This is a genomic window from Bacillus sp. YC2 (assembly GCF_019891195.1).
Taxonomy (GTDB): domain Bacteria; phylum Bacillota; class Bacilli; order Bacillales; family Bacillaceae; genus Bacillus.
This window is the reverse complement of sequence record NZ_JAHXDO010000002.1, coordinates 199,458-215,016: the sequence shown is the minus strand read 5'-3', so window position 1 is coordinate 215,016 and position 15,559 is coordinate 199,458. Positions and strand designations below refer to the sequence as shown.

Genomic DNA, 15,559 nt, shown 5'->3' with positions numbered 1-15,559 from the left:
GAAAAAATAATAGAACGGTATGATTTTTATGGGGGTGAGAGGTTGAAAAATATCGCAAGGGCTCTCGTTATCCTTTTACTTATTTACGGGGCGTATGTTCTGTTTATACAATATGGATCAGCTCCTCAGAAACAGACAAATCCTGAGGAGCCGCAGGTCTCTAACGAGGAAGCAAACGGAAAACGGCTGAAAATGCCGTCATCAGGACTTCTTTCTTTAATGGGGAAATCTGCTGCCGAGGTAAAAAAGAAACTGGGGGAACCGGTACGGAAAGATCCGTCTGCCTATGACTATGAATGGTGGGTATACAATCAGGGGAAAGACCAATATGTTCAAGTCGGCATTTTGAATGATAAAGCGGTGACTTTATACGCTTCAGGAAGCGGCATCAACGCGAAACCGTTTAAAATCGGGGAATCGACAGGCGAGGTCTTTAAAACAACACAGGTGGCTCCGTTCGTCAATGTCACTGACAAGGGGAATACGTATCGGTTTGAGTTTTCGGAAGAGGATATCAATACCCGTCCGACAGTGAAGATAGGCGGAATGTATGTTCAGCTGTATATGGACAAATTTGAAGGAAATCTATCAAGCATCCGCGCGTTTGATGCGGAAACGCTTGTGAAACAAAGACCGTACGAGGTCATGTACAGAGGGAAGCTGACCGAGCCGGAGCCTGTTTCCGATAAAAAATGGGATGAAATTGAGCGGGCGAGTGAACAGCAGATTCTTGATATAACTAATGTGATCCGCGTCAAACACGGCCTTGCGAGGCTGAAGTGGGATGAGCCGGCGGCAAAGGTGGCATTCGGCCATAGTGAAGACATGAAAGACAACAAGTATTTCTCGCATGTGTCAAAAAAATACGGCACTTTAAAGGACCGGTTAGAAAAAGGGAATGTGAAATTTCAAGAGGCCGGAGAAAATATTGCGTATAACTATGTGGACGGGCCGGCTGCCGTGGAAGGCTGGCTGAACAGCGAAGGGCACAGAAAGGCGCTGTTAAGCCCGGACTATACCCATCTCGGTGTCGGTGTGGACAGAAAATATTACACGCAAAATTTTATTAAGCCTTGGTAGCAAAAAGACCGCAGGGGAGGAATCACCCGTGCGGTTTTTTTATTGTTTTCTGCATCAGGTACTGACCAAAAGAAAGAACCTTTGAGATATACCAGCTTTTTTTTCAATTTAGGCGAACATAAAGGCGCATAAACCGATACATTATAGCAGGTAAAACTTTTCGGAGGGGGTGAGAATTGTGGCGAATCAACAATCCAGACAATCAATCGATGATTTTAAACAATTCGTAAAAAAGCATCCCAAGCTGATTCAAAACGTTCGCAAGGAACAAAAAAGCTGGCAGGAAGTTTACGAAAATTGGGTTCTGCTCGGTGAGGAAGATCCTATGTGGACTCCTTTTAAAGAACAGTCCGTGCAGCCTGCTTCTCAAGCGGAAACCAAAGAAGAACCGGCTGAAAAAAACGATTTTGTTTCAAAAATGGTGACCGCCGTCAAAAAAATGGATATGAACCAAATGAATGAGCAGATCAATAAAATGAGCCAGTCCATTTCGTCATTGCAAAGCCTTTTGAGCCAATTTTCAGGCAGCAGCTCAAAGCAGCCTCAGCAGGGCTCTGGACAACATCCTTTTTCGTTCAGAAAGGATTAAAGAAGGAGATCGTGTATGCGCAAAGAGGTTCAGGAATTCATATTGGCTGATGAAGAACGGAAACGGTTTATAAGGGAACGCCCCATCTGGTACCGCAGACTTGCGAGAAAACCCGATGATCTGAATTCATTTCAGCTTGACATGATGAATTTTTATGAAAAAACGATTCCGCACCGCGTTCATCAATTCACAAACGGAATTCAAATGGCGCAGATGATGATGCAGATGGTCCATGCGATGCGGACGCAGGATTAAAGCCCGGCTTTTTTTAGCCTCCGAAAACTCTCATAAAAAAGAAAAAGGAGCGCCTCATTCTCCGCATTTTCCAATTGGCTGGTTTCATGGTAAACTAACAACTGGAGGTGCGTATTCATGTATGCAACAATTGAGTCCGTCAAGCTTCAAAGTGAAGCGGAGCAGCTTGCCGGCATGATTCTGCAGTCTGAGACGGCTGAAAATTACCGCGATTGTTACAAGCGTCTCCGTGAAGATGAAGAGGCAGGGCGGATCATTCGTTCTTTTATGAGCATTAAAGAGCAGTATGAGGATGTGCAGCGATTCGGCAAGTATCATCCTGATTATAGAGAGATTTCCCGCAAAATGAGGGACATTAAGCGGGAGCTGGACTTAAACGATAAGGTGGCCGATTTTAAAAAAGCAGAGACCGAGCTTCAGTCGCTGCTTGACGAGATCAGCGTTGAGATCGGAACGGCCGTATCGGAGCATGTAAAAGTTCCGACGGGAAATCCTTATTTTGACGGCCTGTCATCCTGCGGCGGAGGCTGCGGTTCCGGCGGAGGCTGCGGATGCAAAGTTTCCTGACGAGACGGCCGTCTCGTCTTTTACATAAATGAAAAGAAAGTCAGGCGGGTGATAATGGTGGAAAGTAAGCGCCAAGGCATAATCGTATATCTTCACTCCTTAAAGCACAGTAAAATGCTGAGAAAATTCGGGAACGTGCATTATGTTTCGAAACGGCTGAAATACGTTGTGCTGTATTGCGATATGAGTCAAATCGAAAAAACGATGGACAAGATATCCTCTTACTCATATGTGAAAAAAGTGGAGCCTTCCTACAAGCCTTTTCTAAAGTTAGAGTTTGAATCTAAGCTTGATAAAGCAAAAGAATACGATTATAAGGTCGGTATATAAAAAAATCCCCGCAGACATCTGCGGGGTCCTTCTATTCCTTAACAAGTTAAGGAGAAGGCAAAGGGAGAGGAGAAACCGGAGGAAGAACTTATGGGGAAACGTAAGTCTTCTCCGCGGTTGGCAACAACATCACTAATGATGCTGTTACACGTAGTATTGACAAGAACGTGTGTAAGTATACATGGTATTCCCGTTCGTTGTTTGGGAGAATGCTTTATGATAAGATAGGATTTGTTTTTATACATATCGGCCTAAAGCCGAAGCCAGACATTAAAGTTTTCAGAAAAAGTGGTGTGGAAAATGAGAGTAATTTCCGGTTCGAGAAAAGGACGAGCCTTAAAGGCTGTGCCGGGCACATCAACGAGGCCGACGACGGACAAAGTAAAAGAGTCTATCTTTAATATGATCGGCCCGTATTTTGACGGAGGAACGGGGCTTGATTTGTTTGCGGGGAGCGGAGGACTCGGGATTGAAGCGCTGTCGCGCGGGTTTGACCGCTGCATTTTTGTAGACCGTGATTTTAAGGCCATCCAAACGGTAAAAGCGAATTTAAAAACGCTTGACCTGCTGTCTTCAGCGGAAGTGTACCGCAATGACGCAGAACGGGCTCTTTATGCCGCAGCCAAACGGGAAAAAGGTTTTCACGGTATTTTTTTAGATCCTCCGTATAAGGAACAAAAGCTGAAAGCGCTTATCGAGATGATTGATGAGCAAAACATGCTGAAAGAGGACGGTTTTATCGTTGCCGAACATGACAAAGAGGTGGAGCTGCCTGAAGCTGTCGGCGCGCTTCTTGTAACGAGACGGGAGATTTACGGGCTTACAGGAGTGACGATATACCGAAATAGGGGGTAGTGATGTGGCAAGTATAGCTGTGTGTCCCGGAAGTTTTGATCCTGTCACCTACGGGCATCTGGATATCATCAGACGGGGAGCGAACGTGTTTGAGCACGTGTACGTATGCGTGCTGAATAATTCTTCTAAGCAGCCTTTATTTACGGTCGAGGAACGCTGTGAGCTGTTAAGGGAAGTAACGAGAGACATACCGAACATTACGGTGGAAACGTCTCAAGGACTATTAATCGACTATGCGAAAAAGAAGCAGGCAAAAGCGATCATCAGAGGGCTGAGAGCCGTTTCTGACTTCGAATACGAAATGCAGGGGACTTCTGTAAACCGCGTGCTTGACGAATCAATAGAAACCTTTTTTATGATGACGAACAATCAATATTCATTTTTAAGTTCAAGCATTGTGAAAGAGGTCGCAAAATATAATGGCCCTGTTTCAGAGTTTGTTCCGCCGGAAGTCGAACAGGCACTGGAGCAGAAATTTAAAGGATGAGAAATGCCGGCCGGCGTCTCATCCTTTTTTTATTCTTGCTGACAGTCTATGCCAATAAATCATCACATACACGGCAAGCGCCGCCAATGTGACAGCTGGGCCGCACGCGACAAGGCTGTTCCAGCCGCTGACAAAAAACGATGCTGCTCCCTGATCATTCAGAGGCAGAAATACGGACTGATGAGGTTCGTCCAATGCGAGATAGAGCGGTTTCCACAATAAGAGAATAAAAACAGCGGCATAAAAGCCCTGAAGAGCACGCGCCATAAAAAACGGCTTGAACCTGATATCTGTATCTGATAATATCCCGGCAACCTGCGCTTGAACGGAAAGTCCGCTGAAACCAAGGATGAAGCTTGCGATCATGGCTCTTGGAAGCAAAGCGGCATCTGCTTCGCTGACCAGTTTGCTTCCGAGCGTAATTTCAAACATACCGCTCATGAGGGGGATGTCCAGTTTTGCAGGCAGATGAAAGAGTGTAAGTACAGCATTTGTGAAAACCGACAGGGCATCCATTACTTGTACAACAGATAATAACCGATTAAAAACAGAAAACAATATAATAAAACCGCCTACCATGAGAAGAGTTTGCACAGAAGAGGTTACCGCGTCGCCCAATATTTTCCCGAAAGGCCGTTGTTCCGCCATCCGTGCGCTGTGCAGCGCCTGGAATGCTTCCTTCAGCGAAGGAAGAGAGAACGTTTTTTTGCCGGTATACTTCGCTTCCTCTTTCCGTCCGTATGAACGCATTGTCAGGCCGACGGCGATATTTCCGAGATAATGAGCCGAGGCGAGCAAAATGCCTAGTGGCGCGTTATGAAAAAAACCGACCGCAACGGCGCCGAAAATAAATAAAGGGTTTGACGAATTGGTGAAAGAGACGAGTCGTTCAGCCTCCACTCTCGATATTTGTTTTTCCTGCCGCAGCCGCGCAGTCAGCTTAGCCCCGGCCGGATATCCTGAGGCCATGCCCATAGCCAGTACAAATCCGCCGACTCCCGGCACTCTGAAAATCGGGCGCATAAAGGGCTCAAGCAAAAGGCCGACAAACCTGACGATGCCAAAGCCTATTAAGAGCTCTGACAGAATAAAAAACGGAAGCAAAGAAGGAAAAACAACCTCCCACCACATTGAAAGACCGGTTTTGGAGGCTTCGAATGAGGCCTGCGGGTGCGTAATAACCGTCGCCGTCAAAAAGATAAAAAACAATGCAATCAAAAATGTATGAAACTTCGACAAGTTCATTCTTACCTCCCCGATGCTAAAAATGCACACTGACATTTATATCATGATAAAATAAAGATCAGACCTTAAGGATGGCCGGGCAAGTACCTATTTGTGATCCTGTACTAATATACGAGCATAGGGGTTCAATTTAGACCATAGAATTCAAGTATAGGATGTCTATAGGGGGTTAATCACGTTGGCCAAACCTACAATCGGGTTAGCGTTAGGTTCGGGAGGGGCCAGAGGGATTGCTCATCTCGGAGTGTTATCCAGTTTACATAAGCATCAGATTCCAATTGATATGATCGCCGGAAGCAGTATGGGAGCCTTGGTCGGCAGCTTTTATGCGGCGGGGCATGACGTCGCTACGATGAAAAAAGTTGCTAAAGCTTTTAAAAGGCGGCTGTATGCGGATTACTCGATACCGAGGCTCGGATTTTTGAAAGGAGACCGCATCAGGCAGCTCGTGCATGCGTATACGTTCGGCAAGCCAATAGAGGAACTGCAAATCCCGCTTGGCATCGTTGCCTGCGATCTGCAGACCGGCGAAAAAGTCGTCTTTAAAAAAGGCTCTGTTTCTGAAGCCGTCCGCGCGAGCATCAGCATACCAGGCATTTTTGTCCCGCAAAAGATGAATGGGCGTTTTTTGGTAGACGGCGCAGTAGTCGACAGAATCCCGGTATCGGCCGTGAAGGATATGGGGGCCGATATCGTCATCGCCTCAGATGTATCCCGGGTGAAAAAAACGGAAAAAGCGGCACATATTTTTGATGTAATCATGCAAAGTATGGATATACTGCAAAACGAATTGGTCCGTCACCAGACCATTGCCGCAGACGTCATGATCCGCCCTTCTCTTGAAACATTCAGCTCAAGCTCATTTGCCAACATCGATCATATGATCACCGCCGGCGAAGAAGCCGCAGACCGGATGATCGGCCGGATTAAACAAGAAATAGAGAATTGGGAGGGCTAACTCATATGAAGACAAAACATTTTCGCTGGGTGTTTATCATCCTGATCTTATTGATTGCCGTTACATTTATTAAGCTTCCGTATTACATAACACAGCCCGGAGAAGCATCGGAGCTCAGGCCGCTGATTAAAGTTGACGGAGGGTATCCGGAAAAGGGAAGCCTGTCCTTAATGACTGTAAAAGTTGGCCCTGCCAATCCGTATACATATCTTTGGGCGAAAGTGCACCCTTATGACGAGATCGTTCCTGACGAAAGCATTAAAGAAGAGGGCGAATCAGATACTGAATATATGAAGCGCCAGCTGCAAATGATGAAGAGCTCTCAGGAAAACGCGGTTATTGCCGCCTATCAGGAAGCGGGCAAACAGGTAAGCTACTCATTTAACGGCATTTACGCAAGCTCAGTGGTGTCAAACATGCCGGCGAAAGGAAAGATTGAGGTCGGCGATAAAATCATCAGTGCGGACGGGAAAAAATATGAGTCCGCAGAAAAGCTGATTGATTATATCAGCAGCAAAAAAGCCGGTGAAAAAGTGACATTTAAGATTGAACGTGACACAAAAGAAAAGACGGTCACTCTCGTGCTGAAATCATTCCCGGACGAGCCGTCAAGGGCGGGAATCGGCGTGGCATTATACACGGACCGGAACGTGAAAGTGAAGCCGGATCTCCATTTTAACATTGAAAACATAGGGGGCCCATCCGCCGGTCTTATGATGTCATTAGAAATTTATAACCAGCTGACAAAGCCGGACGAAACAAAAGGCTACAATATCGCCGGAACGGGAACGATTGACGTTGACGGCAAGGTCGGACCGATCGGCGGAATCGACCAAAAAGTAGTCGCCGCAGACAAAGCGGGAAAAGACATCTTTTTTGCGCCGAATCAAAACGGAGCAAAAAATTCCGATTATAAAAACGCTGTGAAAACGGCAAAAGCCATCGGCACCCATATGAAGATCGTCCCGGTCGACACCATGCAGGACGCGCTTGATTATTTGGATAAGCTGAAAGTAAAGAGCACCTGACGATCGTCAGGTGCTTTTCTCATGCATTCAAAAAACGTTTTTCATCTTCATCATAGCGGATCGGAGCTTGTGAAAATTCCTGCCGGTCAAACATCGTTCTGAGCGGCTCCTTTATCGGCAGGCTGTAAATCCGGCCCGCCTTAATTTCTAAATCAAGTGCGGGATGGGAAAAAGAAGACAGCTTGCTCACCAGCGGTGCTGAAAGCTCTTTTTTCTTACCGGCCAGATAGGCCTGTCCTTTTTTAGTCATTCCGAGCAGTCTGATATAAGGGGCGGCAGAAGGTTTCAGCAGCTTGTGCATATCCTCTTTTTTGGTTCGTGTCAATATGTGCGTGTTCATACGCTGGAGCCTCGTCCACGTATACCGTTTTGTTTTCAAAAGCTCCATCATCTCATGGTAAGATCGCGCCTGTCTGATGATCCGCAGTATTCTATGCTCAAGTCCCTCTTCCACTTCATAGATTTGGCTCAGCTCTTGCGGGGAGAACGTGCTGAGACTGTATTTTACATATGAAAAATAGTCTTCAGCGGTGTGCCATAATCCGTATGTTGTGTGATATGTGTTCAGCTCCCGCGCAGACGTTTCCGGGAGAAAGTCCTCGACGGCGGCCGATCCTTTTTCTATCAGCGCCTTGCGGATGCTTGTGGCACTGGCTATCCGGCTATTTGTGTCAGGGAGCTCGGCATCATGGTACTGTGAGGCGATTCGGGCTGTCGTGTACGGCTTCATGGAAGAGCCGGCCGCTTGTATCGCGGTTACATAGTGGAAACCGAGAATGTTGTTCGGCTTTGACAAGTCGAGCATATTGTTTTCTTTGAAAATGGCTGAAAATGCTTTTGAGGCGGCGGCGGGATAGCTGACGCCTTTTTTGAGCTCTTCTTTTACTATAATATTATAGTTCTTTTCCTGCCGGCCGAATGACTCAGCTGCCTCAATAAAAGGTTCAATCCGCCCGTTTTCGCTTCCGAAAAACAAGCTGCTGCAGCCTAATTGGTGTAAAAGCGAAACACTTCCCCGCGCAAATATTTCCGCTTTTTGCACGGCATACATATAAGGGAGCTCAATCACAAGGTCCACTCCGTTTTCCAGCGCCATCTTGGTTCGTGCCCATTTTGAGACGGCAGCCGGTTCCCCGCGCTGCAAAAAATGACCGCTCATCACTGCCGCAGCCACGCTGCTTCCCGTGCTGATTTTTGCTTGTTCGGCATGATAGCGGTGTCCGTTATGAAAGGGATTATATTCAACAACCAGTCCGACTGCCTTCATAAATCTCCCGCCTTTCTTGCTATGTTTTGCTTCGTGTGGTACATTTGCAAATGAAACGCATTTTGCGTCCGTTTCGTTTAGTGTATGCATAGCCCATTCGGCTGTCAACGATTGCATAACGGCGGCATTATGCTGTAAAGAAAAAATATTGACAAAAACATTCTGAAAAGCTATAATCATGTTTGTTGCTTTCCTGAGGTGATACAAATGAAATGGACGATTTATCAGCTTCATCAAATGGCTAAAAAGAGCTTTGAGTTTGATGAAACAGTTGAGTTAAATGAGATGACAAAATTGAATTCTGACATCCGCCGCATTTCTCCCGTCAGGGTGAAGGGCCGCGCGGAGATTGAATCCAAGCAGGTTTCGTTTGACTTTACGATTTCAGGCGAAATGATTTTGCCGTGCTCAAGAACTTTAGTTGATGTGCCGTATCCATTTACAATCGCGACAAAAGAACTGTTTAGATTTCATAAGACGGATGAAATAGAAGATGAGGACGTTCATATTGCAGAAGACGATACTGTCGACTTAACTCCGATCGTAAAAGAAGAGATTCTTTTAGAAATTCCTATGCAAATCTTTTGTGAAACTGAACAAAAAGAAGGAGCCGCTCCCCAAGTGGGGAAAGATTGGCAAGTGATTTCTGAGGAAGACAAGCAAAATCAAATCGACCCCAGACTTGCAGATCTGAAAAAGCTCTTAACACAAGATGATGAATCTTAACTCTTTAAGGAGGTGGGAATAATGGCTGTACCTTTTAGAAGAACTTCTAAAATGAAAAAAAGATTGCGCCGTACACATTTCAAACTAAATGTACCTGGTATGACAGAATGCCCGTCATGCGGAGAGATGAAATTGTCTCACCGTGTATGTAAAGCATGCGGATCATACAACGGCAAAGACATAAATGTAAAAAGCAATTAATGTATGAAGAAAAGCGCGGGAATTTGATTCCTGCGCTTTTCTTTTTTTCTCCCTCCGGCTTGTCTGTGCGAAAAAATTGTGAGCGGCAATAGTCTATCTAATCTATCAGCGGCATATGTATGAGGTAAACGAGCAAATATGGAGGGGGATACGATTGACCATAACGAGACAAGATGCCTGGACACAAGATGAAGATTTGCTGCTGGCCGAAGTGGTGCTGCGGCACATTCGGGAAGGCGGGACGCAGCTTTCCGCTTTTGAGGAAGTCGGCAGAGCTTTGACGAGAACGGCTGCTGCCTGCGGGTTCAGGTGGAATTCCTATGTCAGAAAGCAATACCAGTCCGGCATAGAGCTTGCCAAAAAGCAGCGCAAAGAATTAAGAAAACAAATCGGCGTGCATTCCGCCAATATGCCGGGCGCCGTTAGACAATCTCCGGTCCGCCGGGCGGAAGGAGAAAGAGAGTTATCCATTGATGACGTTATTGCGTTTCTTCAGCAATTCAAAGAGTCGCCGGCTGCCGAGGATGTGCATCACGAAAAAGAAAAGCTTTCGGCGCAGCTGAGCGCACTGCAAAAAGAGGTAGAGGATTTGCGCGAGGAAAATGAAAACTTGAGAAACAGGCTGGAGATGACGGAAGAGGATTATAAAGCTTTGATTGACATTATGGACAGAGCGAGAAGAATGGTGGATTCAAAAGAAGATGAAAGACATAAAAAATCGGCGCAGGGCATATAAAGTGAACCGGCCTGAGGGCAGTGTCCCGGCCGGTTTTTTATTATGCTGATTCCCCAGATGTCATTTCGCCGTCCATATCAGGATGCCAAATGTAAGGATTTTCTCCTTTGTCGCGCGCCATATCATATTTAACAGGCTCGAAATTCATTTTATCCCAGAAATCCGCCGATTTCATACGCGAATTTGTTCTGATCGGCATTCTGAATGATTTGGCGAAGTCAACGAGCGCCCTGCCGTAGCCGTTTTTTTGGTAGCCCGGAAGAACTTCAAGCTTCCAAAGCTCTAAAAAGTCCTGGCGCTGGTCAAAATACGGATTCGTGCTGCCGTTTACCTGATATAAACTCATCCGCGCCACTAGTTTATCCCCGAAGTAAATCCCGTAAAATGGCGAGGTGCTGTCATTTTCAATGATATTATCCTGAAGCTCCTCAAGCATCGACAGCTCCTGCATCCCGTATTCCTTAAACCTTTTAAATTCTTCAAGTGTTTTAAAGTTGATGAGCAATCGCTCTATTTTCAACACAAACTCCCCCTTTGTTGTGTTCTACCATTATTGTAAACGCTTTAATTGAAAATTCCAACTATAAGATGTTTATCGTACTTTCACCTGAAACGAAATTGAAGTAATTTGCCCCGGGTTCTGCTATGATAATATGGAAAAATGCAGATATAGGGTGTGACAGTGTGAAAATCGGAATTATCGGCGGCGGAGCGGTGGGCCTGCTGTGTGCTTATTACTTATCGTCCAGCCATCAGGTATCGGTCTTAACGAGGCGTCAGGAGCAGGCGGACGCTATAAATGCCCGCGGCATCCGCCTGGTGAAAGACGGAAAAGAGTTCAATGCCGAGTGCGGAGCTGCGGCAGGCGTTGTTTCCGGCTATGATCTTTTGATCGTAACCGTTAAACAGCATCAGCTCAGCAGTGTTTTACCGAGCTTGATGAACATAAAAGCGACAAATGTTTTATTTTTGCAAAACGGCATGGGGCATATACACGATATAGAACATTGGCACACGGATCATTCGCTTTATGTCGGCACGGTGGAGCACGGAGCTGTAAGAAAATCAGATACAGCCGTTGAACATACCGGAACCGGTGCGGTAAAATGGAGTACGTTTCGCGGCTCACGGCCGGAAGCACTCGAAAATATCTTTTCCGGCACGCACTCGTATTTTCCCGTTTATTTCGAAACCGATTGGTATCGGCTGTTAACGGGAAAACTGATCATTAACGTGTGCATCAACCCGTTAACCGCATTATTGCGTGTGAAAAACGGAGAGCTGTTATCGTGTGCTGCTTACAAAGAATATATGAGAAAGGTATTTGAAGAGGCGGAGGCGATTTTACGCCTCGACGACAGCGCCGAAGCGTGGAACCGGGTTTGCGTTGTTTGCAGGCAAACGAAAAATAATCACTCTTCCATGCTTGTCGATGTTATGGCGGGAAGGCAGACAGAGGTCGATGCCATTATCGGTTATCTTGTAAAAGAAGCCAAAAGCCGCGGATTGAAAGCCGTTCATTTGCCGTTTTTATACGGCAGCATAAAAGCGTTAGAAGGAAACTGAAACAAAGTCTTTTGAGGTTTCCGGGTAACATGCTATACTCATTTCGGAAACCTAACTATTTATTGGAGAAAGGAAGTTCCAGACAGATGCAGCTAACTGAACTTTCCATCAAAAGTCAAAACAAGTTTGTACAGCACTATATAGATGGAGAAAACATGTCTTCATTTTTTGATTATGATATTCATTCTGAGAACGTATGGCAAAAGAGGCTTCATGATCTGTCTGTACGGTCGTTTGCCAGGGAGGAATTAGCGGATTATCTATCCTCATATCACGAAAAATTTCACTCCGAAGCCATGCAGGCATCCATCGAAAAATTAAGAGATCCGTCAAGCGCTGCTGTAGTAGGCGGTCAGCAGGCCGGTCTTTTAACAGGGCCTCTTTACACTATACATAAAATCATCTCCATTATCGTACTTGCCAAACAGCAGGAACAAGCTTTACAGGTTCCTGTCGCTCCGATTTTCTGGGTGGCGGGGGAAGATCACGATCTGGAAGAAATCAATTATGTTCATACTTCATCAGACGAAAAAGGCCCCGTTAAATGGAAGCTGCCGCAATCCTACTGGAAAAAAACGTCGGCGGCTAAAACCGTGCTCGATCAAGAAAAATGCGCAGCATGGATCGATGACGTGTTCGCATCGTTTGAAGAGACGGATCACACAAACGCTCTACTTCAGCACGTGAAGCGATGTTTACGCTCATCAGAGACATTCACGGACTTTTTTGAGCTGTTAATTGCTGATCTCTTTCAAGAAGAAGGGCTTATTCTTGTCAATTCGGGAGACCCGGGTATTAAAAAACTGGAAACGTCAATGTTTCAGCAGATATTAAAGCACAATGATGAATTGTCGGACGCGGTGTCAAACCAGCAGCAAATCATGCGCGAGGCTGGCTACAATCCTATTATTGAATCGGGAAAAGAACAGGCGAATCTGTTTTATGAGTACGAAGGGGAACGCTTTTTAGTTGAAAAAGAAGACGGCGTTTTTGTCATTAAAGAGCTTGACCTGAAGTGGACAAAAGATGAACTCCATACTCATATGGAAGAAAAACCGGAATGCTTCAGCAATAATGTCGTGACAAGACCGCTCATGCAGGAGTTTCTCATCCCGACTCTTGCGTTTATCGGAGGCCCCGGTGAAGTCAATTATTGGGGCGAGCTGAAACAGGCATTTTCACTGATGGGTTTAAAAATGACTCCGGTTATGCCGAGGCTCAATATTACGATCCTTGAACGCCATATTGAAAAGAAGCTGGAAGAACGGAATATTTCGCTTCAGGAAGCGATCGAAGGCGGAACTGATCGTTTTAAGGACACTTACTTTGAAGCGCAAATCCCGGAAGAGTTTACGACTGTGATGGAGCAAGCAAAGGCGCAGATTGAAGCAATCCACAAGTCTGCGAGACAGCAAGCGCTTAAAGTCGATTCAAGCCTGGAGCCGCTTTTAGAGAAAAATGCCGCCTTTATTCAAGATCAGCTCACGTTTTTAGAACGGACGGTGACAAAACGAATTGAAGAAAAAGAAGGTTTCGTGCTGCGTGACTATGAAAGAATACAAAATAGCATCAAACCGCTGGGTGCCCCGCAGGAGCGGATTTGGAATATGATGTATTATCTTAACCGGTACGGTCCAAAATTCTTCACAACCTTCAAACATCTGCCATTTTCTTTTCAAAACCAACATCAAATTGTCAAACTTTGAAACAAAGTTTTAATGAACCCTGAATAGTTCAGGGTTTTTTTTTATGTGTAAACAGTGTAAAATGAGGGTGTGGAGAGAAGTGGCGGATAGTGGTGAGCTGAGGGGAGAAAGTGGGGGTCCTTATCATGTTTATGGGTGAATACCAGCATACAATCGATTCAAAGGGCCGCATGATCGTTCCCGCAAAATTCAGAGAAGGCCTGGGTGAGCAGTTTGTGCTGACCAGAGGGCTTGACCAATGTCTTTTCGGCTATCCCATGCATGAATGGAAGCTGATAGAAGAAAAACTGAAGGCTCTTCCTCTCACCAAAAAAGACGCCCGCGCATTTACCCGTTTCTTTTTTTCCGGGGCGACCGAATGCGACCTGGACAAGCAAGGAAGGATTAATATTGCGTCATCTCTTCTGAACTATGCAAAACTTGAAAAAGAATGTGTTGTCATCGGGGTTTCCAATCGAATTGAATTGTGGAGTAAGGTAATATGGGAACAATACACAGAAGAGCAAGAAGATTCATTCGCTGAAATTGCTGAAAACATGATTGGATTTGATATATAATGGATCTTCGTGCATCACACACTAACAACTGACAATTCAATTCATCCTGATAAAAGGTGGGACCGACACAAATGTTTCAGCATAAAACAGTACTTCTTCGAGAAACCGTCGACGGTTTAAATATCAAACCGGACGGAACCTATGTAGACTGCACCCTTGGAGGCGCCGGGCACAGTACATATTTATTACAGCAGTTATCGGAAAAAGGGCGGCTAGTCGCTTTTGACCAAGATGACACGGCGCTGGAGAACGCAAAGGAGACTTTGTCCGATTATAAAGGACAGCTTATTCTTGTGAAAAGCAACTTTCGTTATTTAAAAGAATGTTTACATGAACACGGCATTACGAGCGTCGACGGGATTTTATTTGATTTGGGAGTATCCTCTCCGCAGCTTGATACGCCGGAACGGGGATTCAGCTATCATCATGACGCACCGCTGGACATGAGGATGGACCAGTCGGCCGCACTTACGGCAAAAGAGGTCGTAAACGAATGGCGGTATGAGGATCTTGTGCGGATTTTCTTTAAATACGGAGAAGAGAAGTTCAGCAAGCAAATCGCCAGAAAAATTGAAGAGGCAAGATTAAAATCGCCTATTCAAACAACCGGCCAACTGGTCGATCTAATAAAGGACGCGATACCGGCTCCGGCAAGAAGAAGCGGGGGACATCCGGCGAAACGCGTATTTCAAGCGATTCGAATCGCCGTAAACGACGAGCTTAAAGTATTTGAAGAGGCCCTCTTACAAGCGATAGAGATGCTGAAGCCGGGCGGAAGGGTATCTGTGATCACCTTCCACTCGCTGGAAGACAGAATGTGCAAAACGACATTTAAGGAAAAATCATCACTTCCTGAACTGCCGCCGGGCCTTCCTGTTATACCGGAAGAATTTGAGCCTGAATTAAAACTCATTACGAGAAAGCCTATTACGGCGTCAAAAGAGGAACTTGAAGAAAATAACCGCGCCCGATCAGCTAAACTCCGGATTGCTGAAAAACGAAAATAACGGGCAGCAAATGACAACATTAAAGGAGGTCATCAGCCTATGAGCAATTTAGCTTACCAGCAAGAAAAACAACAGCGGCAAGTGATAAGTCCCGAAAAAAAGATGATTGTCAAAAAGAGGGTTTCCATTACACTCGGAGAAAAGGTGCTGCTCGTCCTGTTTGCGATTGCCGTGCTGAGCACATCAATGTTTATCGTGTCAAAAGCATATGCGGCATATCAATCAAATATTGAAGTGCAAAAACTGGAGGAGCAAATTTCCGAGCAAAAAAAGCAGATCGGTGACCTCGAAAAAACGGCAGGTGACTTAAGCAAGCCGCAGCGCCTGATGGATATCGCAAAAAAACACGGCTTGAATTTGAAAGACAAAAAAGTGAAAAACATACAGGAATGATAACCC

The 15,559-nt window shown here is 45.6% G+C and carries 20 protein-coding genes and 1 pseudogene; 17 read left to right on the top strand and 4 right to left on the bottom strand.

The genetic code is table 11. From position 1 onward, the window contains the following. Positions 1-42 precede the first annotated feature (42 nt). The 7 genes from KY305_RS06035 to coaD all read left to right on the top strand — a co-directional run bounded on the left by KY305_RS06035 (position 43) and on the right by coaD (position 4,163). Positions 43-1,080 carry a CAP domain-containing protein gene (locus KY305_RS06035; protein ID WP_223061782.1) on the top strand — a complete coding sequence of 346 codons (1,038 nt, stop codon included), beginning with the start codon at positions 43-45 and terminating at the stop codon, positions 1,078-1,080. Between the two features lie 178 nt (positions 1,081-1,258). Continuing rightward, the gene (locus KY305_RS06030) at positions 1,259-1,669 is read left to right on the top strand and encodes a YlbD family protein (protein ID WP_223061781.1); all 411 of its coding nucleotides are present in this window, start codon (positions 1,259-1,261) and stop codon (positions 1,667-1,669) included. A gap of 15 nt (positions 1,670-1,684) precedes the next feature. Then, a complete protein-coding gene (locus KY305_RS06025; RefSeq protein WP_061520411.1) occupies positions 1,685-1,924 on the top strand; it encodes a YlbE-like family protein in 240 nt (79 codons plus the stop codon). A gap of 117 nt (positions 1,925-2,041) precedes the next feature. Next, on the top strand, positions 2,042-2,491 hold the full coding sequence (gene ricF / locus KY305_RS06020; RefSeq protein ID WP_223061780.1) for a regulatory iron-sulfur-containing complex subunit RicF: 450 nt from the start codon (positions 2,042-2,044) through the stop codon (positions 2,489-2,491). A 57-nt stretch (positions 2,492-2,548) separates the two neighbouring features. Then, the gene (locus KY305_RS06015) at positions 2,549-2,821 is read left to right on the top strand and encodes a YlbG family protein (protein WP_214799917.1); all 273 of its coding nucleotides are present in this window, start codon (positions 2,549-2,551) and stop codon (positions 2,819-2,821) included. A 300-nt stretch (positions 2,822-3,121) separates the two neighbouring features. Further along, positions 3,122-3,676: a 16S rRNA (guanine(966)-N(2))-methyltransferase RsmD gene (gene rsmD / locus KY305_RS06010; RefSeq protein WP_214799505.1), complete on the top strand. Its 555-nt coding sequence runs from the start codon at positions 3,122-3,124 to the stop codon at positions 3,674-3,676. 4 nt (positions 3,677-3,680) lie between these two features. Continuing rightward, positions 3,681-4,163, top strand: a complete 483-nt coding sequence (gene coaD, locus KY305_RS06005; protein WP_223061779.1) for a pantetheine-phosphate adenylyltransferase — start codon at positions 3,681-3,683, stop codon at positions 4,161-4,163. A gap of 18 nt (positions 4,164-4,181) precedes the next feature. Here coaD and ylbJ read toward each other — a convergent pair whose 3' ends face one another. Then, on the bottom strand, positions 4,182-5,408 hold the full coding sequence (gene ylbJ / locus KY305_RS06000) for a sporulation integral membrane protein YlbJ (protein WP_223061778.1): 1,227 nt from the start codon (positions 5,406-5,408) through the stop codon (positions 4,182-4,184). A 178-nt stretch (positions 5,409-5,586) separates the two neighbouring features. Between ylbJ and KY305_RS05995 the strand changes: the two genes are divergently transcribed. Together KY305_RS05995 and KY305_RS05990 are read left to right on the top strand one after the other, a co-directional pair. Continuing rightward, entirely contained in the window at positions 5,587-6,366 is a 780-nt protein-coding gene (locus tag KY305_RS05995) for a patatin family protein (protein ID WP_223061777.1), read from the top strand. A 5-nt stretch (positions 6,367-6,371) separates the two neighbouring features. Beyond that, positions 6,372-7,394: a SepM family pheromone-processing serine protease gene (locus tag KY305_RS05990; RefSeq protein ID WP_223061776.1), complete on the top strand. Its 1,023-nt coding sequence runs from the start codon at positions 6,372-6,374 to the stop codon at positions 7,392-7,394. Positions 7,395-7,413: 19 nt separating this feature from the next. On the opposite strand, the gene KY305_RS05985 is transcribed toward KY305_RS05990, so the two are convergent. Both KY305_RS05985 and KY305_RS20320 read right to left on the bottom strand, forming a co-directional pair. Then, positions 7,414-8,661, bottom strand: coding sequence for a nucleotidyltransferase (locus KY305_RS05985; protein ID WP_223061775.1), 1,248 nt, complete (start codon positions 8,659-8,661; stop codon positions 7,414-7,416). Then, a pseudogene (locus KY305_RS20320) lies at positions 8,658-8,841 on the bottom strand (hypothetical protein). The gene KY305_RS05985 and the pseudogene KY305_RS20320 overlap by 4 nt, the downstream one beginning before the upstream one ends. A gap of 27 nt (positions 8,842-8,868) precedes the next feature. Here KY305_RS20320 and KY305_RS05980 point away from each other — a divergent pair. The 3 genes from KY305_RS05980 to gerR all read left to right on the top strand — a co-directional run bounded on the left by KY305_RS05980 (position 8,869) and on the right by gerR (position 10,324). Beyond that, positions 8,869-9,387, top strand: a complete 519-nt coding sequence (locus KY305_RS05980; RefSeq protein WP_223061774.1) for a YceD family protein — start codon at positions 8,869-8,871, stop codon at positions 9,385-9,387. A gap of 21 nt (positions 9,388-9,408) precedes the next feature. Then, on the top strand, positions 9,409-9,588 hold the full coding sequence (gene rpmF, locus KY305_RS05975) for a 50S ribosomal protein L32 (protein WP_003154457.1): 180 nt from the start codon (positions 9,409-9,411) through the stop codon (positions 9,586-9,588). 154 nt (positions 9,589-9,742) lie between these two features. Further along, complete coding sequence (gerR, locus tag KY305_RS05970; RefSeq protein ID WP_223061773.1) at positions 9,743-10,324, top strand: sporulation-specific transcriptional regulator GerR; 582 nt, start codon at positions 9,743-9,745, stop codon at positions 10,322-10,324. A 40-nt stretch (positions 10,325-10,364) separates the two neighbouring features. Here gerR and KY305_RS05965 read toward each other — a convergent pair whose 3' ends face one another. Next, positions 10,365-10,847 carry an N-acetyltransferase gene (locus tag KY305_RS05965; RefSeq protein WP_223061772.1) on the bottom strand — a complete coding sequence of 161 codons (483 nt, stop codon included), beginning with the start codon at positions 10,845-10,847 and terminating at the stop codon, positions 10,365-10,367. A gap of 161 nt (positions 10,848-11,008) precedes the next feature. Here KY305_RS05965 and KY305_RS05960 point away from each other — a divergent pair, with 161 nt between their 5' ends. The 5 genes from KY305_RS05960 to ftsL all read left to right on the top strand — a co-directional run bounded on the left by KY305_RS05960 (position 11,009) and on the right by ftsL (position 15,553). Then, positions 11,009-11,890: a 2-dehydropantoate 2-reductase gene (locus tag KY305_RS05960; protein ID WP_316252433.1), complete on the top strand. Its 882-nt coding sequence runs from the start codon at positions 11,009-11,011 to the stop codon at positions 11,888-11,890. An 86-nt stretch (positions 11,891-11,976) separates the two neighbouring features. Further along, positions 11,977-13,596 (top strand): bacillithiol biosynthesis cysteine-adding enzyme BshC, encoded by a 1,620-nt coding sequence (bshC, locus tag KY305_RS05955; protein WP_223061770.1) that lies wholly within the window; start codon positions 11,977-11,979, stop codon positions 13,594-13,596. 125 nt (positions 13,597-13,721) lie between these two features. Beyond that, positions 13,722-14,153 (top strand): division/cell wall cluster transcriptional repressor MraZ, encoded by a 432-nt coding sequence (gene mraZ, locus KY305_RS05950; protein WP_223061769.1) that lies wholly within the window; start codon positions 13,722-13,724, stop codon positions 14,151-14,153. 71 nt (positions 14,154-14,224) lie between these two features. Then, on the top strand, positions 14,225-15,160 hold the full coding sequence (gene rsmH / locus KY305_RS05945; protein WP_223061768.1) for a 16S rRNA (cytosine(1402)-N(4))-methyltransferase RsmH: 936 nt from the start codon (positions 14,225-14,227) through the stop codon (positions 15,158-15,160). A gap of 39 nt (positions 15,161-15,199) precedes the next feature. Beyond that, complete coding sequence (gene ftsL / locus KY305_RS05940) at positions 15,200-15,553, top strand: cell division protein FtsL (RefSeq protein ID WP_223061767.1); 354 nt, start codon at positions 15,200-15,202, stop codon at positions 15,551-15,553. Positions 15,554-15,559 lie beyond the last annotated feature (6 nt).